This window comes from Ruminococcus bovis (assembly GCF_005601135.1).
GTDB classification, from domain to species: Bacteria; Bacillota; Clostridia; order Oscillospirales; family Acutalibacteraceae; genus Ruminococcoides; species Ruminococcoides bovis.
In genome coordinates this window covers 1,803,760-1,828,935 of sequence record NZ_CP039381.1, presented here as the reverse complement: position 1 = coordinate 1,828,935, position 25,176 = coordinate 1,803,760, and the positions used below count along the sequence as shown (strand labels likewise).

Genomic DNA, 25,176 nt, shown 5'->3' with positions numbered 1-25,176 from the left:
AATATCCAAGTAAATAAGTTGTAGACGAACATCTACAATAGACTACAACAAAAAACGATTGGAGAGTTTCGTATGAACAAAGGTATCAGAACATTAAGAAAAGAACAGAACCTGGCTCTTTGGGCAAACCAAGTAGAGAAATGCAACAACAGTGGGTTAAGTGTTGCGCAGTGGTGCAGAAATAACAATATTCCTGTAAGTACATTTTGGAGCAGACAGAAAAAGGTATACGAAGCCTACACTCAAAAAAACAGACCTCAATTCATAGAAGTGTCAGTAGAACCAGAAGTAAACGCTAACTCACCTATGATTTCTATCAAAGAAATGATTTCACAGTAGAAATCAATAATGGTGCTGACGAAGCTACAATAACAGCTGTGTTGAGGGCAATGAAAATGCTTAATGATTTTAATTGTAATTGCCCGATATACCTTGCAAGTGGATATACTGATCTACGCAGAGGAATAGACGGACTTGCAACAATAATAGAAAAGCAGTTTAAGCTTGAGTCTTGTACAAATGCTTTGTTTCTCTTCTGTGGACGAAGAACGGATAGAATTAAAGGTTTGTATTGGGAAGGTGACGGATTTCTGCTTCTGTATAAAAGGCTTGAAAAAGGTAAGTTTCAATGGCCTCGAAAATCTGAAGAATGTGTCACAATAACACCTCAGCAATATCGTTGGTTAATGGAGGGACTTAATATAATCCAGCCTAAGTCAACACAAAAAATAAGTGGAATAAAGTTCTCATAAAATGGCTTAAATACTGTACTTTTGCCTTGTTTTGTGGTATAATATAGGTATGATAATCAAGGATAAAAACAGTGAAACAATTACTATTTCACTGGATGAATATAATGAACTAAAATCATTAAAAGAGCACTGTTCAGAACTTGAAACACAGGTGAAGTGGCTGATGGAGCAGCTTAAGATAAATAATAAAAAGACCTATGGCTCAAAAAGTGAACAATCGGAATATATTTACGAACAGCTTAGTCTTCTTCATAACGAAGCAGAGCTCTACTCAGATGTAGAAGCAAAGGAAGAGGTTAAGGTGGCTTCTCATACCCGAAAAGAAAGAAGCTACTCTTGACAAATTACCAGAAAACATCAAGACAGTTGTTGTAGAGCATACTCTTCCCGAAGAAGAAAAGGTATGTCCTAACTGTAATGAACAGCTTGAGGTTATTGGTAAGGAAGTAAAGAAAACATTAAAAATCAAACCTGCTGAGGTGATTATTCAGGAGGATGTATATTACACCTACGCCTGCAAGAATTGTGAGAAAACGGTATTGAGACCCCAATAGTAAAAACACCACAGGAAAAGCCAGTAATCAAAGGCAGCTTTGCTTCACCAGAAGCAGTGGCTCACATTATGACACAGAAGTTTGTGATATACTCACCACTCTATAGACAAGAACAAGACCTGAAAAGGCAAGGTGTTGAATTAACAAGACAGACAATGTCTAACTGGATACTTAAAGCGAGTCAGCTGTGGTTAGAACCAATATATGAGAAGTTAAGAGAGCTTCTCATAAAAGAGGAAGTAATCCATGCAGATGAAACAACACTGCAGGTACTGAAAACCAAAGAGAAGCCTACTCCAAAGAAAGCATATATGTGGCTGTACAGAACGAGTGGATGCTCTGAAAAGAATATCGTACTGTATGATTACAAACCAAACAGAAAGATTGAAAATGCGGAGAACTTTCTTGAAGGTTTTAATGGCTACATACACGCAGATGGTTATCAGGGATATCACAAACTTGGAGATAACTTCACAGTTGTTGGTTGCTGGGCGCATTGCAGAAGAAAATTTGCTGAAGCATTAGAAATGATAAGCAAGGACGAACGAGCAAACTCAACAGCTGGAATTGCTTTAGATTACTGCAATCAGCTATATGCAATAGAAAAGAAATAGCTGATAAAAGCTATGAAGAAATACTAAAGGTGCGACAAGAAAAATCAAAGCCAATTCTTGACGCAAGTTTGTGCTGGGCTGAAAAGCAAAGCATAGCATTTAAAAGCAAACTTGGTGGTGCGTTTACCTATCTTAAGAATAACGAGAAATATCTCAGAAGATATTTAGAGGACGGCAGATTAGAAATTGACAATAACCGAGCCGAAAGAAGCATTAAGCCTTTGTGATGGGCAGAAAGAATTTCCTGTTTGCCAATACTGAGTCAGGAGCTACTGGCAGTGCTGTTATGTACAGCATAATCGAAACAGCCAAAGAGAACAATCTGAATCCGTTTAGATATCTGACCTATATCTTCAAAAAGTTCCCTAATATTAAGGAAAATGAAACGGCTGATATTCTACTGCCTTGGAATGCACCAGAGGAGTGCAAAGTTAAAATTTGATACATATGTGGAAATCCCTGCGAGAACAAACTCGCAGGGATTTTTTAGGATGATTTGACGGTTACATAATAACTGTTCTAAAATTGAAAAATCATTAGTTTTACTTAATTTTTCAAAATAGTATCTTTTTATTGATGCATATGCACAAAATAGAATAGGATCATATTTTACTTTATCTAGTTCGTATTTTATGGAATCATGAATTGATAAAAATGTGTTATTATCAATTTTTAATATATTCTTATTTAATAAATTTGCAATCAATTCTTCTAAATTTTTTGATTTAAAATATTCAATAAGAGAATGATTGTTTATTACCTGATAACATAATAAGTAAAGTAAATTTTTATCAATTCTGCATTCATGTAGATAAACAATATATATAATATATTTTTCATAAATCGAAAGAGTATTAATTGAAATATTAATGTTACTATTATTTAATTTTGATTGTTCATTTGCAAGAATAATCTCCATTAGATTTCCTTGACTAGCATCATATAGCTTTTCAATTACATCAAAATTAAATGAATTATTTTTGGTGCTAACGATTTCGCTATACTGAAATCCATTTTTTCGACGACAAAGTTTTTAACAGTCATGCCTGTATCAATTAATTCTTTATAAAAATTATAAAAGTGTGTTTTCTCCTTTTCGCCAAGGGTATATTCAAAAATAAAAGTTTTATTCTTTGTGTTTTTAATGATAAACTGCAATAATTCAAAGGATTGAGTATCAATATTTTGAATGTTATCAATATTTAAAATAATATTTGAGTGGTTTAACAAATATATAATATAATCTTTTTTGCGTATAATAGAAGATTCTTCCCCAATTTCAGCAAGAGGTTCAGCATCTCCTAGACCAAGGACTGATCGCAATAAATAGAAAACATATCTTAATAGATTTCCAAAGTTTCTAATTCCATATTCTGTAGGTGTTGGTACTAAAGAAGAATTCTTAATTGAAAAATCTTCAAGTTCTTTATAAATATTATTAAAATATTGAAGATTCTCAATGGTCTCCACTGAACTTTTGTTCATCTTAACTGTTATTACATCATTAGAGATTAATTTACTCATTTTGAATTTTTCTATTATTCCACTTTTTCCTATTCCACTTATCCCACTGAGAACAATAATTTTATTTGTAGAACTTTGTGAGTTGACTAAATCCGACAAGTTTTGAATTTCGTGCTCTCTATCAATTAAATTTTCCATACTCATAAAATCCTTTTATGATAATTTAAAGTTATCTTATGTTCATAATTTTAGTTAAGGTAAATAATACATTTCTATTAACTAGGGAGTAACGTATATCACATTAAGATGATATATATCTATATAATAACCTAATCTCACCTATAAGAAAATGAAATATTAACCCTGTACTAAATCTATATTTTAAGTACATAATATATAAATATTTATATATTAGACTTTATGACACTAATTATACCATAATTATACATTTATTTAAACAACTTTTATAAAATTATGCAATAAAATTTCACAATATATTTTTATGCATATTGCATAATACAAATTTATACATTACATAAAAATAAATATAAGAATTTTAGTAGACTTTAGTTAAACTATAATGCATAATAATTTTATTAAAGATAAGGAGATATATACTATGAATATAAAAAATAAACAAACATCTAAGTTAACAACTGATTACCTTAACTTCTGTATTTCAAGAAAAAATCTTGATCAGAAAACGATAAAATCATACAAAATCGACTTAAGACAATACTTTGAATTTACCACCAACTGCAAACTTGAATGGACAAATAAAAAATCCATCGAACAATACATTGATTTACTGCACTACAAATACAAGCCTAAAAGTGTTAAGCGTAAAATTGCTTCCCTAAAAGCATTTTTTCACTATCTAGAAATTGAAGAACTTATTGAAATTAACCCATTTCATAAGATACAAATCAAGTACAAAGAACCGTTTATTCTCCCTAAAACTATTCCAATAAATAATATTGAACAGATTATAAGATATGCTTATCTACAACTAGCTAAATCTAATACAGAGTATACTAAGAAAGTTACTTTGAGGAACACGTTAATACTTGAATTATTGTTTGCTACCGGTATGAGGATTTCAGAACTATGCACACTTACAATTGAACAAATTGATTTTAATGACTACATAATAAAGATATATGGAAAAGGTTCAAAAGAACGATTAATACAAATTTGCAATGAAAATGTACGAGCTATAATAAAAAAATATTATGAAACATATAGATTAGGAACAAAAAGCAATAACTATTTCTTTATTAACAGGCTTGGTAACAGACTATCTGAGCAGTCTGTTCGCAATATGATTAACAGCTATGCAATCGGAGCAAAAATTCCAATACACATTACACCTCATATGTTTCGTCACTCTTTTGCAACGCTCTTGCTTGAAGAAGATGTTGACATCAGATATATTCAACAAATGCTTGGACACAGTTCAATTACAACAACACAAATTTATACACATACCAGCATTAATAAGCAGAAAAATATTCTTTCAGCCAAACATCCAAGAAATAAATTAGAAATCTATATCTAATAGAAATACCTTGCAAATTTAAAATCTACAAGGCAAAAAATTTTATTTATTTTTATCAAAATCATTTTCTATAACATCAGAAATGATATTTGAAAAATAAACTGCATTTTTAGGGACAAATGTCAGGTCATACATTTTCTTAATACCTCTTCTTTCATTTTCTACTACTTCTCCACCTTCCTTTGCAACTTTTCTGTTATCAAAAAAGACTGTAGACTTTTTTCTTTTAATAACGCAGTTGTAGTAGTTTCTGCCAACATATTAAGGACTAGTTCTAACGTACTCATATTATCTCTCAAATTCTCCTTTTAAGACCTTGAGGTTTTTATATTGACGAGTTGTCATGCCAGACCATGCTTTTGCAATTTCATTCGTAAAGATTGTACACTCTACACCCTTTTTTACAACATAAGAATTCCACATATCAGTAAGTTCTTTTATCACTTGAATAGTTGGAAGTCTTTGATTTATCCTTTCATTACCGTATCCTTTTTTAAGATAAATTTCAAGTACTCTTTCAATAGTAAGTTTCAGATCAATGGTTTCTTCTATCCGTTCTTTGCCAATTTCAATAATCCACATTATATAAGGTTCTGCTTTCGACGATAGAATTCACTATTGAAAGTTACACATCGGAAATAAAGTAACTCATCAAATCCCCTGGCTAAAAACAGTCCACCGGACTGTTTTCTTAACGTTCGCCTTCGATCCCATTGATATATAAAGAAAACAAACGAAAAAAACGAGCAACCAAAAGGCTACCCACAAAAAAGATAAATATGATTAAAAAAATGAGTCAATATTAACTCCCCAACTTACTATAGCTTAGAGGAAGTTACCTACCACGCTTGAGAATTACACATCAGAATTAAAGTAACTCATTAAATCCCCTCGCTAAAAAAAGTCCAATAATAGAAAAAAATAATATTAAGTTAGATAAATAATTGATAGAAAACAATACAATTCAAATTGAAAAACTCGCCGACCAGCCCATTGATATTAAGGAAAGAAACGAAAAAAACGAGCAACAAAATAAATTACAATAAAACTATGGCTCACAGTTGTAGGGTCCACCATTGGTGGACCGAGCAAACTCGCATTTGCATAGATACTTTGTCCTATGTAGGTATTAAAATTTAGCCTAAAAAAGAAAAACAGAGCAACATAATGGTTACTCAAAGCAAGGATAAATATAATTAAAAAGCCAAATTTAATAGGCATAAATATATAGAATTCCCTCAAACTTACTCTTGCTTAGAGAAAGTAACCTACCACGCTTGAAAATTACACATCAGAATTAAAGTATCTGATGAAATCCCCTCGCTAAAAACAGTCCACCGGACTGTTTTCTTAACGCTCGCCTTCGAGCCCATTGATATATAAAGGAAACAAACGAAAAAAACGAGCAACCAAATGGTTACTCATTTTCTTTGGCTCCCCCAACTGGGCTCGAACCAGTGACATCATGATTAACAGTCATGCGCTCTACCGACTGAGCTATGGAGGAATATATAAATGTTGGCGTCTTCCTATTTTCACAGGCCGCTTCCAGCCAACTATCTTCGGCACTACTGAGCTTAACTTCTGTGTTCGGGATGGGAACAGGTGGACCCTCAGCGTCATCGACACCAACTATTTATTTACCTCTATTTAATTGCTTGGGTCTTGGTGACCCGTGCGAGAATCGAACTCGCGTTGCCGCCGTGAGAGGGCGGAGTCTTAACCGCTTGACCAACGGGCCAATTCTCTTCGGCTAGAGCCGGTTGCCCAGCTCCAACCTTCTCTTTGGTGCGCCATCAGGGGTTCGAACCCGGGACACCCTGATTAAGAGTCAGGTGCTCTACCAACTGAGCTAATGGCGCATATTGTGCTCTGCACCTTCAAAACTGAATAAAGAATTTCTAGCTAAATTTGCTGACCAAAAAAGACTCTTGTGGTCAAGCCCTCGACCTATTAGTACTGCCAAGCTGAACATGTCACCATGCTTACACACGCAGCCTATCAACCTCGTAGTCTACAAGGGGTCTTACTCAGTAAACTGATGGGATATCTAATCTTGGAGTCGGCTTCACGCTTAGATGCTTTCAGCGTTTATCCGTTCCGTACATAGCTGCCCAGCTGTGCCACTGGCGTGACAACTGGTGCACCAGAGGTACGTCCATCCCGGTCCTCTCGTACTAAGGACAGAGCTCCTCAAATATCCTGCGCCCACGACAGATAGGGACCGAACTGTCTCGCGACGTTCTGAACCCAGCTCGCGTACCACTTTAATCGGCGAACAGCCGAACCCTTGGGACCGAATACAGCCCCAGGATGTGATGAGCCGACATCGAGGTGCCAAACCTCCCCGTCGATGTGGACTCTTGGGGGAGATCAGCCTGTTATCCCCAGGGTAGCTTTTATCCGTTGAGCGACGGCATTTCCATTCACATACCGCCGGATCACTAACTCCAACTTTCGTTACTGCTCGGGCCGTCACCCTCGCAGTTAGGCTGGCTTACGCGTTTACACTCTTATGCACGGTTTCCGTCCGTGCTGAGCCAACCTTTGAGCGCCTCCGTTACTCTTTCGGAGGCGACCGCCCCAGTCAAACTGCCCACCTGACAATGTCCCCTGACCAGTTTCATGGCCACAGGTTAGAATTCCAGCAATCTAAGTGTGGTATCCCAACATCGACTCCATTATGGCTGGCGCCATAACTTCCCAGTCTCCCACATATCCTGTACATAAATTACCGAAACCCAATATCAAGCTACAGTAAAGCTCCATGGGGTCTTTCCGTCTTGTCGCAGGTAACCGGCATCTTCACCGGTACTACAATTTCGCCGGGCGGGTAGTTGAGACAGTGCCCAGATCGTTACACCATTCGTGCGGGTCGGAACTTACCCGACAAGGAATTTCGCTACCTTAGGACCGTTATAGTTACGGCCGCCGTTTACTGGGGCTTCAATTCGAGCTCTCACTCCTCCTCTTAACCTTCCAGCACCGGGCAGGTGTCAGCCCCTATACTTCATCTTTCGATTTGGCAGAGACCTGTGTTTTTGCTAAACAGTCGCCTGGGCCTATTCACTGCGGCTCTCTCGAGAGGACTCCTTTCCCGAAGTTACGGAGTCAATTTGCCGAGTTCCTTAACTACCCTTCTCCCGCTGGCCTTAGAATTCTCTTCCTGTCCACCTGTGTCGGTTTGCGGTACGGGCACCAACATTACATTCACAAAACTTTTCTCGCCTCTATCTAAGCTTGCTTCCCTACTATTTTCGGTCCCTTACGCCCGGGATTACCAGCACCCGGGTCAAGCCCTTCTAAAGTGTCATTTTGTTTAAGTTGTCAGTGGTTACGGAATATCAACCGTATGTGCATCGACTACGCCTTTCGGCCTCGCCTTAGCTCCCGACTTACTTGGAGCGGACGAACCTTCCTCCAAAAACCTTAGACTTTCGGCCATTAAGATTCTCACTTAATTCTCGCTACTCATTCCGGCATTCTCACTCATGTAAAGTCCACCACCGCTTTCGCTATGACTTCACCCCTTACATGACGCTCTCCTACCATACCTTTCGGTATCCCAAGCTTCGGTTTATAGTTTAGCCCCGTTAAATTTTCGGCGCGGGATCACTCGACCAGTGAGCTATTACGCACTCTTTTAATGAGTGGCTGCTTCTAAGCCAACATCCTGGTTGTCTATGCAATCCCACATCCTTCTCCACTTAACTATAATTTGGGACCTTAGCTGTGGGTCTGGGCTGTTTCCCTTTTGACGATGAAACTTATCTCCCACCGTCTGACTCCTGAAAAACGATTATCTGGCATTCTGAGTTTGATAAGGTTCAGTAACCTTTCGGCCCCTAGCCAATTCAGTGCTTTACCTCCAGTAATCTATTTCAAGGCTAGCCCTAAAGCTATTTCGGAGAGAACCAGCTATCTCCGGGTTCGATTGGAATTTCTCCGCTACCCACAACTCATCCGCTACCATTTCAACGGGAGTCGGTTCGGCCCTCCATGAAGTTTTACCTTCACTTCAGCCTGGCCATGGGTAGGTCACCCGGTTTCGGGTCGTATACATCTAACTTGTCGCCCTGTTCAGACTTGCTTTCGCTTTGGCTTCACACCTTAAGTGCTTAACCTTGCTAGATACATACACTCGCCGGACCATTCTACAAAAGGTACCCGATCGTCCTTTGATGGACTTTCGGTGCTTGTAAACACAAGGTTTCAGGTTCTCTTTCACTCCCCTCCCGGGGTGCTTTTCACCTTTCCTTCACAGTACTTCTTCTCTATCGGTCACTAGGTAGTATTTAGGCTTGGAGGATGGTCCCCCCGTATTCCCACCGGGTTTCACGTGTCCGGCGGTACTCTGGATTCAACTGACTGACTCTTCCTTTCGCTTACAGGACTCTCACCTTCTTCGGTTAGCTTTCCCACACTATTCAGCTAGAAATTATCAATATCGTATGTTGTCCGAACCCCAAAGGTATTTCTACCTCTGGTTTGGCCTCTTCCGCGTTCGCTCGCCACTACTAGCGGAATCTCGGTTGATTTCTCTTCCTCGCCCTACTTAGATGTTTCAGTTCAGGCGGTTCCCCTCATATACCTATGTATTCAGTATATGATGACTGTGCATGACCACAGCCGGATTGCTCCATTCGGATATCTACGGATCAATGTTTACTTACAACTCCCCGTAGCTTATCGCAGTTAGTCACGTCCTTCTTCGGCTCCTAGTGCCAAGGCATTCCCTTGTGCTCTTTATAGCTTGACCATTGAGATATCTTTTTGGTTCTTTCGTTTAAGTAAATTAATTTACTCTACTCGCAGATAAATAGGCTTTATTTCCTATTTACCCTTTTTCAGCTTAATTGTAGTTTTATTACCTGTTAGTTTAAATAAATACTTGAGTTTTATTTTCCTGTTTGTAATAAACTATCTCGCTATCTTTTCTTTATTCAGTTTTCAAGGTGCATTTTAGAGGATCACTGACTTTTAGTCGGCTTTTCCTCTTTGGTGGGCTTAAGTGGACTCGAACCACCGACCTCCCGCTTATCAGGCGGACGCTCTAACCAGCTGAGCTATAAGCCCATATTCTCTGGCTTGGTGCTTCTATTACTCAAGCCTTTGGTGGAGATAAGCGGGATCGAACCGCTGACCCCCTGCTTGCAAAGCAGGTGCTCTCCCAGCTGAGCTATACCCCCATATCTCTTTAGGGTCGGACCCTGAAAATTAAACAACAAACTTGAAATCCATTCTGACCTTGGATATGAGTTACTTACTTTCACTCATTTCTCCATAGAAAGGAGGTGATCCAGCCGCACCTTCCGATACGGCTACCTTGTTACGACTTCACCCCAGTCGCCAATCCTACCTTCGACAGCGCTCTCCCTAAGGTTAAACTACTGGCTTCGGGTATTACCGGCTCCCATGGTGTGACGGGCGGTGTGTACAAGGCCCGGGAACGTATTCACCGCGGCATGCTGATCCGCGATTACTAGCAATTCCAACTTCATACAGGCGAGTTGCAGCCTGCAATCTGAACTGGGAATGCTTTTAGGGGTTTGCTCCATATCGCTATTTTGCTTCCCTCTGTTAACATCCATTGTAGTACGTGTAGCCCAGGTCATAAGGGGCATGATGATTTGACGTCGTCCCCACCTTCCTCCGTTTTGTCAACGGCAGTCCTATTAGAGTGCTCTTGCGTAGCAACTAATAGCAAGGGTTGCGCTCGTTGCGGGACTTAACCCAACATCTCACGACACGAGCTGACGACAACCATGCACCACCTGTCTTCGTGTCCCGAAGGAAAAATCTATCTCTAGATTCGTCACTCGATGTCAAGACCTGGTAAGGTTCTTCGCGTTGCTTCGAATTAAACCACATACTCCACTGCTTGTGCGGGCCCCCGTCAATTCCTTTGAGTTTCAACCTTGCGGTCGTACTCCCCAGGTGGATTACTTATTGTGTTAACTCCGGCACGGAAGGGGTCAGACCCCCCACACCTAGTAATCATCGTTTACAGCGTGGACTACCAGGGTATCTAATCCTGTTTGCTACCCACGCTTTCGTGCCTCAGCGTCAGTTAAAGCCCAGTAGGCCGCCTTCGCCACTGGTGTTCCTCCCTATCTCTACGCATTTCACCGCTACACAGGGAATTCCGCCTACCTCTACTTCACTCAAGCTCAATAGTTTCAAATGCAGTTCATGGGTTGAGCCCATACATTTCACATCTGACTTACCAAGCCGCCTACGCACCCTTTACACCCAGTAAATCCGGATAACGCTTGCTCCCTACGTATTACCGCGGCTGCTGGCACGTAGTTAGCCGGAGCTTATTCATTTAGTACCGTCATTGTTCGTCCTAAATAAAGAAGTTTACAATCCGAAAACCTTCATCCTTCACGCGGCGTTGCTGCGTCAGGGTTGCCCCCATTGCGCAATATCCCCCACTGCTGCCTCCCGTAGGAGTCTGGGCCGTGTCTCAGTCCCAATGTGGCCGTTCAACCTCTCAGTCCGGCTACCGATCGTCGCTTTGGTGGGCCGTTACCCCGCCAACTGGCTAATCGGACGCGAGTCCATCTTTGAGCGATAAATCTTTGGCATAAAAGCCATGCGACTTCTATGCTTTATGCGGTATTAGCATCCCTTTCGGGAAGTTATTCCCCTCTCAAAGGCAGGTTACTCACGCGTTACTCACCCGTCCGCCACTAAACTTAATCAACTTCCTTCCGAAGAATTCTGTCAAAGAAGTTCCGTTCGACTTGCATGTGTTAGGCACGCCGCCAGCGTTCATCCTGAGCCAGGATCAAACTCTCTAATAATTTGTATATTAGACCTTTCGGTTTAACATCTTATTAAATCGTCAAGCTCATTTCTGAATACTTGCGTGTTTGTGTATTTTTAGTGTTCACATTCACTATCCTCAACTTGAGTCATTCAACTCAAAGTCATTTTCGGGTTTCTTGTTCGTTGTTTAATTTTCAAGGTCCGTCGTTCCAAACTTACTGAACTTCTTACTCTCGATTTCTCTTAAGTTTTTCCGTTCCCTCAGCGGAACGTGTTTTATTATACGGCTATTTCGCCTCTTTGTCAACACTTTTTTTCAACTTTTTTTAATTTTTTTAAATTTCTTTTTGATACACTATATATAGATGTCTATATATAATATTATACAATATATAGTTATACTAAAATCCTAACTTAATAATATAATTTATAATTTCTTTGTATTTCCCACATATTTATTTAAAATATTTTTTAAATTTAATTTTTCTTTCAAATTTATTTCTATTATCCACATTAAATTTCAATTTTTCTTCTTATAACAAAACAGTCGGTGCTTTATTTTGCACCGACTATTATTAGTTTTATAATTTTTATATTATAAAGGGATATACTAATATTATTAAATCTATAATAATATTAATGAATTATTTATCATTCTTTTCAACTAGAGCCTGAGTATCTCTTGCAATAACAAGTTCTTCGTTAGTTGGGATAACATATACAGGGATTTTACTATCATCAGTAGTTAGTAGTGCTGTACCATCAGCAGTTTCATTTCTTTCGTCATCACACTTAATACCTAGTACATTTAGGTAATCTAGAACTGCTTTTCTTAGATGTGTCTGATGTTCGCCAATACCTGCAGTAAAGCAGATACCGTCACAACCACCTAGTGCAATATAATATGAACCGATTGTCTTAGCAATCTGGTAATATAGCATCTGGTGAGCTAGGTGTGCTCTTTCGTTACCTGAGTCTTCAGCTGCACAAACATCACGGTCATCTGATGATACACCGGAAATACCTAGTAGACCTGACTTCTTATTTAGGATTGTATCCATTTCTTTTGCAGATAGACCTTCTTTTTCCATAATATATGTGACAACAGAAGGGTCAAGTGAACCGGAACGAGTACCCATCATAAAGCCATCTAGTGGAGTTAGACCCATTGATGTGTCAATAACTTTGCCACCTTCAACAGCTGTGATTGAAGAACCGTTACCGATATGACAAGTGATAAGCTTTGTATCTTTAATATCCTTACCTAGTAATTCAGCAAGTTTACCTGAAACATATCTGTGAGATGTACCGTGGAAACCATATCTACGGATAGAATACTTTTCATAATATTCATAAGGTACTGCATACATATAAGCTTTTTCAGGCATTGTAGCATGGAAAGATGTATCAAATACAGTAACCATTGGAGTATCTTTACCAAATACACTTTGAGCAGCAGTAATACCCTGAACTGCACCTGGGTTGTGTAGTGGAGCTAAAGGTGAAAGAAGTTTAATCTTTTCAATTGTAATTGGTGTAACAACTGTTGATTCGTGGAAAATTGCACCACCCTGAACTACTCTATGGCCAACTGCACCAACTTCTTTAACATCAGAAATAACACCTACTTCTGGGTCAGTTAGAAGTTCCTTAACCTGCATAAATGCTTCTGTGTGGTTATTCATTTCAACTTTAATAGTCTTTTCTTGACCTTTATAGTTCTTATAACCAACTAGGCTATCGCCAACACCGATTCTTTCGCAATTACCTTTACATAGAACTGATTCGTCTTTCATATCAAACAACTGATACTTAAGAGAAGATGAACCAGCATTAATTACTAATACTTTCATTATATCCTCCTGTTGAATGATTCATTCATTTGTTATATAATAATTAACGATATTATTATAAGTCAAAAATTGTAGTATTTCAAGTATTTAGGAGATTTTTATGATATACGGTTTGGTATCGGAATTCAATCCTTTTCACAATGGTCATAAGTGGCTGATTGACAAGGTTAAAACTGAAGATGACACAGTAGTTACGGTAATGAGCAGTAGTTTTGTGCAAAGAGGTGACATATCTATTATTTGCAAAATGGATAGAACTTTTGCCTCACTAAAAAATGGTGTTGACCTTGTACTTGAATTGCCTTCTGTTTACTCATTATCAAGTGCAGAGGACTTTGGGAAAAGCTCTATTGAGATTTTGAAAGGTACTAATATAATTGACAAAGTTGTTTTTGGCAGTGAATGTGGTGATGTTGATTTACTGAACAAAGGAATTTCTGCTCTTAAAGATGAAAATGTACAAAACCTTATAAAAGAAAATATGAATAAAGGTGTTACCTATCCCAAGGCTATTCATAATTCTATATCAGAATTATATTCTGATGATATTGCAAATCTATTTGATGGTGCTAATAATATTTTAGGTATGGAATATTTAAAGTCACTTGAAAACAGCAACATTTCAGCAATTACTTTTTCCAGAAAAGGTGCAGGTCATAATGATGAATTTTCAAGTGGTGACTTTGCCAGTGGTAGTTATATAAGAGAAAATTATTCTAATAGAGAATTATACACACCTAAATACCCTATTACAGATACTGCAAAAATTGAAAATATTGAGAAAATTATTCTTTACAAACTATCTTCTATGACAGAAAATGACCTTAGAAATATTCCTGATGTTCATGAAGGTTTTGAAAATAGGATAATTAAAGTTGTTCAAAATACTAACAATTTTAATGAATTATGTGAAAAACTGAAAACTAAAAGATACACAATGTCAAGGATTAGGAGAATAATTTGTAGGGCAATTCTTGGTATTGATAATTCTGTTAAAGAAATTAAAGTACCATACATTAGGGTGCTTGGTTTCACAGAAAAAGGTAGTAAATTACTGAAAGAAATCAAGGAAAATGGCACTTTACCACTGATTACTAATGTGAAAATCGGTTATGATAATCTTGATGAAAATGGAAAGAAAATTCTTGAAATTGAGAACCTTGCAACAAGGTTGTGGTCACTTGCAAGTTGCAACAACACAATTCTAAACAATGAATTTACTCAGCAAATTATTAAAGGATAAGTTAATATACAGAACAAAACCTTCTAAATTTTAGAATGTTTTTCTTTAATAGAATATTAATTATAATTCCCACAAAGAATATTGATATTATTGTAAATATATTTAATTGCACTTCACCTATAAAAAATCCTATTAGTTGGTAAATGATTAATGATATTATGTAGGCAAAAATATTTTGATATAGCAATGCGAAAATAAATAACTTCCTGCTAACAAGCTCCTTTTTCATTGCAATTATTGAGGCTATACAAGGTGAATTCAGCAAATTAAAAACTAAAAAACTGATTGATGAGGAATATGTTGGCAATATTGATTTTATAGTTTCATTTGAATTTAGGAACACATTTAGTGATGAAACAATATTTTCTTTTGCGAAAACTCCTGAAAAAGTTGCACCGATACATTGCCAATTGTTAAAACCCAGTGGATAAAATACATTTGAAATTGATGCTGAAAAATAGCACATTAGTGAGTTATTTTGATTTTCACCATTTAGATAGGTGAATTTTCCATTAGCAAAACCGAAATTAGAAAGTAACCAAATGATGATACAAGCCACCACCAAGACAGTACCTGCCTTAATTAAAAAGGCTTTTATTCTCTGAAACAGATGTGAGCATATTGTACTTAATGAGGGTAAATGATAGTTGGGAATTTCCATTATGAATGGTGAATCTGTTGTGGTTATAATGATCAGATTACTGAGAATTAAAGAAGAAATCAGCACAAAAATAATTGAAGAAAAATAAATTATCGGTGCTACAAGAAAGTTATTTGAGAAAATTCTACTGCTAATAAGTGCAATAATTTGCAACTTTGCACTACAAGGTACATTTGTTGTGGTGATAACTGTAATAATCTTTTGCTTTTTATTTTCAATAGTTTTTGTTGACATTATAGCCGGTACACCACAACCTGAACTAATGAGTAAGGGAATTATACTTTTTCCTGAAAGTCCAAATTTTCTGAAAAGTTTATCCATTATAAAGGCTATTCGGGACATATAACCTATGTCCTCTAATATTCCTAAAAAGAAAAATAGAGCAATAAGTTCAGGTACAAAAGCTATAACACTACCTACACCATTGATTATACCGTCACAAATTAGTGAAATTAGAATATTTGAACAGTTGATAGTGGTGAGAAAAGTTTTTATACTGTTACTTAAAAAATCATCGAAAATTACTGATGTAATAAAGTCGGAAGTTAAATTTCCTACCAAACTAACTGATATGTGATAAATAAGAAAAATTATTAGAATGAATATTGGAATGGCAGTATATTTCCCTAACAGAATATTATCTACTTTATTTGAACTATCGCAAGACTTGCTGCAGCCTGAGTAGCAATTGCTGAGAAGAACTTCAACAAATTTATATCTTTCGTTTATTATTAGTGCTACTGACTCATCATTATATAATTCTTCACAAGAATTAATTTTACTATTTATTTTATTTATAGTTTCTAAATTTAGATTTAATGAATTTAAAATATATTTATCTTTTTCAAAAATTTTTACTGAATAATATCTTGATTTTTCTTTAGTAGAATTATTATTAATTTTACTTTCAATAAATTGCAAAGTATTTTCTATATTAGAATTATACTTCATAAATATGGGTGGTGAAGTTTTATTATTCGCAACTTGAATTGTTTTGCTGATTAAGTTATCTATGCCTAAATTTTTAAGTGCTGAGATTTCTACAACTTGGACACCTAACATTTTTGACAGTTTTTCTATATAAATTTTACCACCGTTTTTACGGACAACATCCATCATATTTATTGCAACAACTATGGGTACACCTATTTCCATAAGTTGAAGTGTTAAATACAAATTTCGCTCTAATTTTGTTCCGTCAACAATATTGATAATTACATTTGGTTTTTCGTTTACAAGGTAATTTCTTGCAACTACTTCTTCCGGTGAATATGGGGATAGTGAGTAAATCCCAGGTAAATCGGTTATAGTTATATTATTATGATTTTTTAATATACCCTCCTTCCTCTCTACCGTCACGCCTGACCAATTACCTACATACTGATTGCTACCGGTTAATAGATTGAACAAAGTTGTTTTACCACAATTAGGATTACCGGCAAGTCCGATTTTTATATTCATTTTGTCACCTAAACTTTCTACCATACAGTTTATTCTATAAATTAGAAAATATTACAAGGCAACAAAAAACACCACCCAAAATGGGTGGTGTAATTAATTTAGTTACAATCAAACCGGATGAATCATATTTTCTTTGTCAGCGTTGTTGTTAAGACCGATTTTCTTGTTTCTACGCTTTTCAAAGAAGTCCTTAGCTACCTTAGGGAACATAGCATAAGAAAGTACATCTTCTTCCTTTTCTGCGAAAGGAGCAGCTTCTTTCTTTAGTTCTTCTAGTTCAGGCTTTAGTAGATCAGCAGGACGACAGTCGATTGGCTGCATATCGCCGATAATCTTTGTTCTGAATTCAGGGTCGATTGGTAGTGGAGTTGTACCATACTTACCGGCAACAAGATCCTTAAATTCATTTGTAACCATCTTATATCTTTCACCTGTGATAACATTGAATACTGCCTGAGTACCAACAATCTGTGATGATGGTGTAACTAGTGGTGGGTAACCTGCATCCTTACGAACATTAGGAACTTCCTTCATAACATCAAGAAGTTTATCTTCCTTACCGGCCTGTTTTAGCTGAGAAAGTAGGTTAGATAGCATACCACCTGGAACTTGATATAGTAGAGCTGATGCATCTGTAGCAAGCATCTTAGGGTCAATTAGACCACTATCTAGGTACTTCTGTCTTAGTCCCATAAAGTATTCACGAATGTTAGCTAGAGCAGCTAGGTCAAGACCTGTGTCATATTCTGTACCCTGGAATGCAGCAACGATTGATTCTGTTGGTGAATGAGATGTACCGTCAGCTAGTGGTGACATAGCAGTATCAACAACATCACAACCATTTTCTACAGCCTTCATAATACACATTGAAGATAGACCTGCAGTAGCATGTGTGTGTAGCTGAATTGGAATATTAACTGCCTTCTTAAGGTCCTTAATTAGGCTTTCACACTTATATGGTGTAAGTAGAGCAGCCATATCCTTGATACAGATAGAATCTGCACCGATAGCTTCAATCTTCTTAGCATAGTCAACATAGTATTTGTTATCAAATACAGGACCTGTTGTGTAACTCATAGCGATCTGTGCATGAGCACCTTCCTTTTTAGCAGCCTTAACAGCTGTTTCAAGGTTCTTAATATCGTTAAGAGCATCGAAAATTCTGATAATATCAATACCGTTAGCTACTGACTTCTGAACAAAATATTCAAGAACATCATCAGCATAGTGACGGTAACCAAGCATATTCTGACCACGGAATAACATCTGTAGCTTTGTGTTAGGACATTCCTTACGAAGTGTACGAAGTCTTTCCCATGGGTCTTCATCTAGAAATCTTAGGCAAGCATCAAATGTTGCACCACCCCAACATTCTAGTGAATAAAATCCGATTTTATCTAGTTCTGGGAGAATTGGTAGCATATCAGAAAGTGGCATTCTTGTAGCAAGAAGTGACTGATGTGCATCTCTAAGAACTGTTTCTGTAATTTTTAGTTTCTTAGCCATTTTAATCTTCCTTCCAGTTATTAGCCGATTGTTACAAGTACTGTACCTGAGTCAACAGAGTCACCCTTGTTAACACAAATAGAAGTAACTGTACCTGAGCAAGGAGCATTGATTTCGTTTTCCATCTTCATAGCTTCCAAAATTACAACTGGATCGCCTTCGTTAACTGTTGCACCGTTAGCAACCTTAATATCAAGAACTGTACCAGGCATAGGTGATTCAACCTTTGTACCTGCACCTGCTGATGGAGCCGGAGCAGCTGCTGGTGCTGGAGCCGGTGCTGCAGCTGGAGCTGGAGCAGAAGCTACTGGTGCTGAAGAAGCACCTGTTTCTTCAACCTGTACATCATATGTTGTGCCATTAACTGTAATCTTTAAATTTTTCATCTTAAATTCCCCTTTGATTGTAATATATTAACCGATTGTTGAATGTTTCTTTGGTAGAGTGGAAACTCTCTTGCTCATTAGCATTGTTACTGACTGACCAAGAACAGTTCTTAGTTCTGCTTCCGTAACGATATTTTCGATAACACCGTCTTCAGCAGCCTTAAATGCTGATAGGTTAGCCTGAGCAAATTCTTCAGCTACCTTTGGCTGATCCTTAACAGGAACTTCCATCTTTTCAGGAGCTAGTAGGAATGTTGCTGCCATTTCGTTAAGTGGAGAAACAACTGCTTCAGGTAGAGCAAATGTTAAATCTGTCATTGCACCTGAACCTGCCATTGCTACATATACAGGACCTACTGCCTTACCTGTAATAACTGTAATCTTTGTTGTTGTAGCTTCTGCATAAGCATTTGTAACAGAAGTTGCTGCACCAAGACAATCAAAGCCTTCACTATTTAGGAATGTGATAACAGGAATTGAGAAAGCATCACAGAAAGAAACAAGCTTTGTAATCTTCTTGCCGTCAGGCTTCTGAATCTTGCCACCCTTAGTCTGTACAACACCAACAACTTCGCCCTGTAGTCTAGCAAAACCAACCTTTGCAGTTTCGCCAATGTGGTCATATAGCTTAACATCAGAACCTGCGTCAAGTGTCTTGCATACAATGCACTTGCCTTCAGGATCAGGACCGAATTCTTCTGCACAAGGAGCAGTTGAAAGGTTGTTAGATGGCATATAAAGGATAAGATCCTTAGCTTTTGAAATAGCGTCTTCCTTATCGTCAGCGATAATTGCAACTGAACAGTTACAACCTTCATCATCAGAAGTCTGAACAGAAATCTTAGCATCCTTAGCCTTGATAACAAAGTCAGCAGAAGAAGCTGTAATAGCAGAAGTACCTAGACAATCTGATAGTACAACAGAAATCTGTGGTACAACACCTGAAAGAGTACTTGCTGCATGAAGAACTGTACCATAAGCGTTTAGAAGTTCATTACCTTCCTTTAGCTTACCACCTAGGCTGTCATAGATACCTACAACAGGTGCACCGTTCTTTAGTGCAAGGTCATATACCTTCTTTAGTTTTGCTGCCTGTGCCTTACTCATAGCACCGTTTGCAACATCAATATTCTGACAAAAAGCATAGCAAGGTAGTCCGTTTACAGAACCATAACCGGCAACAGCTTCTGCATAGTTGTCACCTGACTTTGCATATGTGTCAATTTCAATAAAGCTACCCTCATCAAAAAATTCTGTAATTACCTTATAAGCAGAAGTTTTTGAGATTTCAGCCTTAGCCTGAGTAATTTTTTCTGTACTCATCTCTATTCCTCACTTTCGTGTATTTATACTGTGTCTATATTAAAATACTACATAAATCATTATATCCCAAAATATATTTTTTTACAAGAAAAAAGTGTGCAAAGATTTATTTTTGCACACTTTAAATAATTGTTGAAGATTTATGCGTAATTTATAGTCAAATTGCTCAAAAATACGCAAATCCATAAGCATAGAATTAATAGTGTATTTTCCTATTATTATGAACAAAATGTATATAATTGTACACATTTATTTTAATAATAAAATGCTTTGTTAATTATATATGAGAATAACATTTTTAGTCCTTAAAAAGTATAACATCTACGGATTTTTGCCTTATATCCAGTTTTAAATTTCATTTAATATGTTTCACTTATCGCTAAAAAATTGTAAATAGGACAAACTGCCTATAAACAGGCAAATTTGCTCGGTCCACCAATTAAGTGAACATCAAAGAAAACGAGCCATAGGCGAAGTTTGATTTGATAATGTGAACTTATGCAAAAGTTTTTTGCATAAAAAACTTTTGTTGAAAGACCCTACAACTGTTAACCAAAATTTTCATAGACATTTCTACAACTGTTAGCCATACTTTTTATAGAATTTCATAATTAAATTGAATGTGATGATGGGTTTGGATTTGCCACTAATTTATCAATTTCTTTTTGTGTTAAATCTCTCCAGTCACCTGTTTTCAGCATACCAAGTTTTACTGTACCGATTGCAGTTCTCTTTAGTCTTGCAACTTCTAGGCCAAGTTGTTCACACATTTTTCTAATCTGTCTGTTTCTACCTTCGTGAAGTAGAATTTCAAGCACAACTCTGCCCTCTTGACGAGTGATAATACGAACTTCACAAGGCTTAGTCTTGTAACCGTCAATAGTCATACCCATCATCATTTGTGTAACTTGTTCGTCACTGATGCTAGGTCTTACTGTTACTCTGTAAACCTTATAAATATCTTTCTTTGGGTGAGTTACTGTGTTTGCAAATTCACCGTCATTTGTCATAAGCAGCATACCCTCACTATCTCTGTCAAGTCTGCCTACAGGATATACTCTTTCTTCAATGTCAGAAACTAATTCTGCAACACATTTTCTTCCCATTTCATCACTCATAGTTGTAACATAACCACGAGGTTTGTGTAGCATAATATATCTTTTCTTAGGCATAGCAGTACCCTTGATTCTCTTACCCTTAACAAAAACCTTATCATTTACAGGGTCAACCTTGTCACCGATAACCGCAACTCTGCCGTTAACTTTTACGCTACCTTGTCTGATTAAATCTTCTGACTTTCTTCTGGATGCTACTCCACAATCAGCCATCATTTTCTGTAATCTTACTAATTCTTTCTTAGCCATTGAACAATTCCTTTATAAAATCCCAGAAACTTTTTTCTGCTTCCTTATACTCAATATCTTCTTGGTACTTTATTATATTTTTCTCAAGAAGTTTTCCATTCCTATAATAATTTATAACACCTGCTTTGTCACCTTCTTTTATTGGACAATAAGCAAATGGTGAAAGAAATATCTTTCTTTCTATTTTATCACTTTTGTTATTTAGTATAAATACCTTTTCTTTTAGCTTTATATTTGTTTTATCCTTAGTTCCACCCACTAACTGCTGTACTAAAGTTTCCTCTTTAAAAACTTTTGTCTTTATCTTAGAAAAACCATAGTCATATAAATTTATGTGGTCTTTCCAATCATTCTTATCGCCTAAAGTTACTGCAATCAGTGTTATGCCATTCTTCTTAGCAATAGTAACAAGGCATCTTCCGGCACTTTCCGTATAACCTGTTTTGCCACCAATACAATTTTCATACAGAGATAGAAGTCTGTTGTGGTTTTGATATGTAACAATTTTATCCTTTGGTGAAACGAAAGAAACTGTCATAAATTTACTACCACAAATCTTCATAAGTTCTTTATTCTTAGAACATTCTTTCATCAAAAGAGCCATATCATAGGGTGTGCTAAAATGGTTATCATCATCAAGTCCCGAAGGTGTTACAAAGTTGGTATTATTCATACCAATCTGTTTTGCTCTTTTGTTCATTAATTCTGCAAACTTTTCTTTACTACCTGCAATCTTTATTGCTGAGGCAGTGGCAGCATCATTACCGGAAGGTAAAAGCATACCAACACACAAGTCCTTTAGAGTTACCTTTTCATTAACTTTAAGGTACATTGAGCTACCTTCTTCAATCATAGATTTCTTAAAGGTAACTATAGGGTTATTGTGCTTTTCTGCATATTCAATAGTTAATAAAGCAGTCATTAACTTTGTAGTTGATGCCATCTTCATTTTTACATTTTCATTTTTTCCATACAATACTGAATTATTGTCCACACAATAGAGAACTGTTCCCATTGCTGATGTGGTAACTTCAGTTGCCTTAAAATTTATAGTAAGTAATGAAAATGAAAAAACAAATAAAACTAAAAGTGAAATTACTCTTTTCAAAATACCACCTCAAAATATGTTATGAAGCAGTACATACTATTAGTACAAATGTAAATTACATTTCTACTTCGTTATCATCAACTGTAATTTCCGGTGTTGTACCGTTGTCTTTATTTTTCTTTTTATCTTTCTTAAAGAAACTACCGATTTTGTCGAATGCCTCCGGTACAATATCCATAACCTTATCAAATGTACCTTCACTTTCAGTAACCGGAATCATTCTTACTTCACCCTTGCAAACAGTTAAGAAACCTACAGGTGTGATTTTGATACCTGCACCTGAACCACCACCAAAGCAATCTCTACCGTCTTTCTTTGATGGAAAATCAGAACCACCACTTGCAAAACCATAACTAACCTGAGAAACAGGCACAATTACAGTACCGTCTGGTGTTGTAATTGGATCACCGATAATGGTATTTACATCTACCATTTCTCTAATTTTCTGCATTGTAACGCCCATTAGGCTTTCAATAGGATGTTCACTCATAGCAATTCTCCTTATCTAAATTTCATTTTTAAATATGTGTTAATTAGTTTGAACAATGCACCAAATGCAATCTTCAAAATAAATATTATTCTTATTGAACCATATAAATAAGCAAAAGCTGTTGTTTTGCTATCATCTTTAAAGTCACATACCACATCGGCAGTATAGTCCTCAATATTAAGAATAGTATATAACCTACCCATTACAGGATAAACCACTGCACAAACTGCACCATAACCTAAAGCAGTATCACTTGGGTCATCTCCACCTAAAGTGATTTTTACATCAAAGTTATGAATTATAAAGTACTTAAAGAAATTACTTAAAGAACCTTTTGCAATAGAAAGTAGTCTTTTCAAAATATCTAAAAGACCTGACACACCTTGCTTTTTCAGTAAAGCAGTAGATTTACTTTCCTTTTTAGTGTCGTTCTTCTTAGGATTTTTCTTAGATTTCTTCTTAGTATTTTTCTTTTTAGTTTGTGATTTTGGTTTATTGGAAGTACTTTTCTTTTTTGCTTTCTTTTCTTTAATAATATTAATTTTTATGAACAGTATTTTTAGGGTAACTTTCGGTTTGTCCCTATACTCTGCTATAACATTAATTTTAATTAAACTTATTAAGAAAAGCAAAAGTAATATAGAAAATATTATGATGAGAGCAGTCATCACTTACTCCTTAGTTGCCATATCAACAATTTCTTCCGGTGTACCTGTGACTTTTTCATCTTCATTATTTTGTGTAGAAGTTTCCTCATTATCCTGATTATCAGAGTCATTTTCTTCCTTTTCATCCTTTGGAATCGGAGGAAGTTCATCAATTGAACTGATGTTGAAACATTTTAGGAAATTCTCAGTTGTACCATAAAGCAAAGGTCTGCCGGGTAATTCAAGTCTGCCTTGTTCCTCAATCAGTCCTTTAACAGTCAGTGAACCGATTACACCGGAACAGTCAACACCACGAATTTGCTCAACAAATGCTTTAGTTACAGGTTGGTTATATGCAATAACAGACAGGACTTCCATTGCAGCACCGGAAAGTGGTTTCTTTCTGCTTAAATCCATAACTGTTCTTATTTGTTCTCCAAACTCCTTATGAGTTACAAACTGAAAGTTATCCTTGTATCTCATCAGCTTAAAGCCATGATTTTGAGAATTAAATTCTTCTTTAAGTTCTTCCAAAAGGCTTTCTGCTTTTTTAGGAGTTATCTCAAGGGACTGGGCAATTCTTGTAATTTCTACCGACTCACCGGCAGCAAAAAGTATTGCCTCCATAGCTCTTTTCATTTCTTCATTACTCATATATTATTCCTCAAAAGAATTAAATCATTTTTACTTCAGCATTATCTCCATCACCCTCAACCCTTACTCTCTTGCCTTTTACAAGCTCAAGAACTGCAAGGAAAGTTGCTACAAGGTCACTTCTGCCTTCAGCAGCCTCAAAAAGTGAACTGTACTTTACAGTTTTTCCTTTATATAGCTTTCTCATAACGGTAATAATCTTAGATGAAACAGAAACAATCTTTCTGCTGACAATACCTGAAAAAGCATCTTTAGGTGGTGGTAGCTTTGCTTTACCTCTGCCTACTGCTGAGATATATGCCTTTACCATATCATTAGGGTCATGACTTCTGTTATAAGTCATATCAAAATTCATCTTACTAGGTTCTTTTGAATAATAATCAAAACAAACCATAGGTGCAAGTTTCTGTGCAATCTCTTTACACAATTTATATTCAATCAGCTGTCCTGTAAGTTCTTTTTGAAGTTCCTCAGCCTCTTCTTCATACTTAGGAAGTAGCATTACCGACTTAATATGAACAAGCCTACTTGCCATTTGTAAAAATTCAGACTCAATATCCATTTCGTTTTCTTCCATAATCTTGATTTGTTCAAGATACTGGTCTATTAAGTCAGAAATAACAATATCACAAATGTCAATCTTATTCTTTGCAATAAGAGTCAGCAATAAATCAAGTGGTCCGTCAAAAACCTCTGTATGGTACTGAAACTTTTGATTTTCGTTATTCTCAGGTGTATTCACCATTAAATTATTTTCTGCCATA

21 protein-coding genes, 5 tRNA genes, 3 rRNA genes and 1 pseudogene are annotated in these 25,176 nt (G+C 36.4%); 8 read left to right on the top strand and 22 right to left on the bottom strand.

The genetic code is table 11. The annotated features are described in order from the left end of the window. Positions 1–72: 72 nt before the first annotated feature. The 6 genes and pseudogenes from tnpA to E5Z56_RS08575 all read left to right on the top strand — a co-directional run bounded on the left by tnpA (position 73) and on the right by E5Z56_RS08575 (position 2,362). Complete coding sequence (gene tnpA / locus E5Z56_RS08605) at positions 73–339, top strand: IS66 family insertion sequence element accessory protein TnpA (protein ID WP_138156897.1); 267 nt, start codon at positions 73–75, stop codon at positions 337–339. Between the two features lie 56 nt (positions 340–395). Further along, positions 396–752 carry an IS66 family insertion sequence element accessory protein TnpB gene (gene tnpB / locus E5Z56_RS08600; RefSeq protein ID WP_138156313.1) on the top strand — a complete coding sequence of 119 codons (357 nt, stop codon included), beginning with the start codon at positions 396–398 and terminating at the stop codon, positions 750–752. Between the two features lie 49 nt (positions 753–801). Then, positions 802–1,092, top strand: coding sequence for an IS66 family transposase (locus E5Z56_RS08595; protein WP_138156312.1), 291 nt, complete (start codon positions 802–804; stop codon positions 1,090–1,092). Further along, the gene (locus E5Z56_RS12075; protein ID WP_138157979.1) at positions 1,064–1,306 is read left to right on the top strand and encodes an IS66 family transposase zinc-finger binding domain-containing protein; all 243 of its coding nucleotides are present in this window, start codon (positions 1,064–1,066) and stop codon (positions 1,304–1,306) included. The genes E5Z56_RS08595 and E5Z56_RS12075 overlap by 29 nt, the downstream gene beginning before the upstream one ends. A gap of 56 nt (positions 1,307–1,362) precedes the next feature. Then, positions 1,363–2,147: pseudogene (gene tnpC / locus E5Z56_RS08585) on the top strand (IS66 family transposase). Next, complete coding sequence (locus E5Z56_RS08575) at positions 2,147–2,362, top strand: transposase domain-containing protein (protein ID WP_138156894.1); 216 nt, start codon at positions 2,147–2,149, stop codon at positions 2,360–2,362. The pseudogene tnpC and the gene E5Z56_RS08575 overlap by 1 nt, the downstream one beginning before the upstream one ends. Here E5Z56_RS08575 and E5Z56_RS08570 read toward each other — a convergent pair. Next, positions 2,318–2,839 (bottom strand): hypothetical protein, encoded by a 522-nt coding sequence (locus E5Z56_RS08570; protein WP_138157421.1) that lies wholly within the window; start codon positions 2,837–2,839, stop codon positions 2,318–2,320. The genes E5Z56_RS08575 and E5Z56_RS08570 overlap by 45 nt on opposite strands. Before the next feature lie 35 nt (positions 2,840–2,874). After that, on the bottom strand, positions 2,875–3,582 hold the full coding sequence (locus E5Z56_RS08565; RefSeq protein WP_175405431.1) for an AAA family ATPase: 708 nt from the start codon (positions 3,580–3,582) through the stop codon (positions 2,875–2,877). A 421-nt stretch (positions 3,583–4,003) separates the two neighbouring features. On the opposite strand from E5Z56_RS08565, the gene E5Z56_RS08560 reads away from it, so the two are divergent. Beyond that, positions 4,004–4,942, top strand: a complete 939-nt coding sequence (locus E5Z56_RS08560) for a tyrosine-type recombinase/integrase (protein ID WP_138157419.1) — start codon at positions 4,004–4,006, stop codon at positions 4,940–4,942. 288 nt (positions 4,943–5,230) lie between these two features. Here the strand turns inward: E5Z56_RS08560 and E5Z56_RS08555 are convergent, their stop codons facing one another. The 10 genes from E5Z56_RS08555 to E5Z56_RS08510 all read right to left on the bottom strand — a co-directional run bounded on the left by E5Z56_RS08555 (position 5,231) and on the right by E5Z56_RS08510 (position 13,569). Continuing rightward, positions 5,231–5,524 carry a hypothetical protein gene (locus E5Z56_RS08555; protein ID WP_138157418.1) on the bottom strand — a complete coding sequence of 98 codons (294 nt, stop codon included), beginning with the start codon at positions 5,522–5,524 and terminating at the stop codon, positions 5,231–5,233. Positions 5,525–6,373: 849 nt separating this feature from the next. Further along, positions 6,374–6,449: transfer RNA gene (locus E5Z56_RS08550), tRNA-Asn, on the bottom strand. Positions 6,450–6,458: 9 nt separating this feature from the next. Further along, positions 6,459–6,575: ribosomal RNA gene (gene rrf, locus E5Z56_RS08545) — 5S ribosomal RNA — on the bottom strand. Positions 6,576–6,608: 33 nt separating this feature from the next. Next, positions 6,609–6,683 (bottom strand) — tRNA-Glu (locus tag E5Z56_RS08540). Between the two features lie 45 nt (positions 6,684–6,728). Further along, positions 6,729–6,804: transfer RNA gene (locus E5Z56_RS08535), tRNA-Lys, on the bottom strand. Between the two features lie 71 nt (positions 6,805–6,875). Continuing rightward, a 23S ribosomal RNA gene (locus E5Z56_RS08530) occupies positions 6,876–9,701 on the bottom strand. A gap of 240 nt (positions 9,702–9,941) precedes the next feature. Then, positions 9,942–10,018 (bottom strand) — tRNA-Ile (locus E5Z56_RS08525). Between the two features lie 37 nt (positions 10,019–10,055). Next, a tRNA-Ala gene (locus tag E5Z56_RS08520) sits at positions 10,056–10,131 on the bottom strand. 98 nt (positions 10,132–10,229) lie between these two features. Beyond that, a 16S ribosomal RNA gene (locus E5Z56_RS08515) occupies positions 10,230–11,751 on the bottom strand. Together the 16S, 23S and 5S rRNA genes with 5 tRNA genes alongside form the textbook arrangement of a ribosomal RNA operon. 609 nt (positions 11,752–12,360) lie before the next feature. Then, entirely contained in the window at positions 12,361–13,569 is a 1,209-nt protein-coding gene (locus E5Z56_RS08510) for an acetate/propionate family kinase (RefSeq protein WP_138157417.1), read from the bottom strand. A 100-nt stretch (positions 13,570–13,669) separates the two neighbouring features. On the opposite strand from E5Z56_RS08510, the gene E5Z56_RS08505 reads away from it, so the two are divergent. Next, on the top strand, positions 13,670–14,812 hold the full coding sequence (locus E5Z56_RS08505) for a tRNA(Met) cytidine acetate ligase (protein ID WP_138157416.1): 1,143 nt from the start codon (positions 13,670–13,672) through the stop codon (positions 14,810–14,812). Between the two features lies 1 nt (position 14,813). On the opposite strand, the gene feoB is transcribed toward E5Z56_RS08505, so the two are convergent. From feoB to E5Z56_RS08455, 10 genes are all read right to left on the bottom strand, one after another. Then, positions 14,814–16,934, bottom strand: a complete 2,121-nt coding sequence (gene feoB / locus E5Z56_RS08500) for a ferrous iron transport protein B (protein WP_175405430.1) — start codon at positions 16,932–16,934, stop codon at positions 14,814–14,816. 108 nt (positions 16,935–17,042) lie between these two features. Beyond that, entirely contained in the window at positions 17,043–18,440 is a 1,398-nt protein-coding gene (locus E5Z56_RS08495; RefSeq protein ID WP_138157414.1) for an oxaloacetate decarboxylase subunit alpha, read from the bottom strand. A 20-nt stretch (positions 18,441–18,460) separates the two neighbouring features. Next, positions 18,461–18,826: a biotin/lipoyl-containing protein gene (locus tag E5Z56_RS08490; RefSeq protein WP_138157413.1), complete on the bottom strand. Its 366-nt coding sequence runs from the start codon at positions 18,824–18,826 to the stop codon at positions 18,461–18,463. A 27-nt stretch (positions 18,827–18,853) separates the two neighbouring features. Beyond that, a complete protein-coding gene (locus tag E5Z56_RS08485) occupies positions 18,854–20,149 on the bottom strand; it encodes a carboxyl transferase domain-containing protein (RefSeq protein ID WP_138157412.1) in 1,296 nt (431 codons plus the stop codon). 611 nt (positions 20,150–20,760) lie between these two features. Further along, on the bottom strand, positions 20,761–21,513 hold the full coding sequence (locus E5Z56_RS08480) for a pseudouridine synthase (protein WP_022505473.1): 753 nt from the start codon (positions 21,511–21,513) through the stop codon (positions 20,761–20,763). Beyond that, positions 21,506–22,621 carry a D-alanyl-D-alanine carboxypeptidase family protein gene (locus E5Z56_RS08475; RefSeq protein ID WP_138157411.1) on the bottom strand — a complete coding sequence of 372 codons (1,116 nt, stop codon included), beginning with the start codon at positions 22,619–22,621 and terminating at the stop codon, positions 21,506–21,508. Before E5Z56_RS08475 ends, E5Z56_RS08480 begins: the two co-directional genes overlap by 8 nt. Positions 22,622–22,676: 55 nt before the next feature. Then, positions 22,677–23,111, bottom strand: a complete 435-nt coding sequence (gene ytfJ, locus E5Z56_RS08470; protein WP_022505475.1) for a GerW family sporulation protein — start codon at positions 23,109–23,111, stop codon at positions 22,677–22,679. 11 nt (positions 23,112–23,122) lie between these two features. Then, entirely contained in the window at positions 23,123–23,779 is a 657-nt protein-coding gene (locus E5Z56_RS08465; RefSeq protein WP_138157410.1) for a DUF2953 domain-containing protein, read from the bottom strand. 3 nt (positions 23,780–23,782) lie between these two features. Continuing rightward, positions 23,783–24,412, bottom strand: coding sequence for an SMC-Scp complex subunit ScpB (gene scpB / locus E5Z56_RS08460; RefSeq protein WP_138157409.1), 630 nt, complete (start codon positions 24,410–24,412; stop codon positions 23,783–23,785). Positions 24,413–24,431: 19 nt separating this feature from the next. Continuing rightward, complete coding sequence (locus tag E5Z56_RS08455; RefSeq protein WP_232842420.1) at positions 24,432–25,175, bottom strand: segregation and condensation protein A; 744 nt, start codon at positions 25,173–25,175, stop codon at positions 24,432–24,434. Position 25,176: the final 1 nt, after the last annotated feature.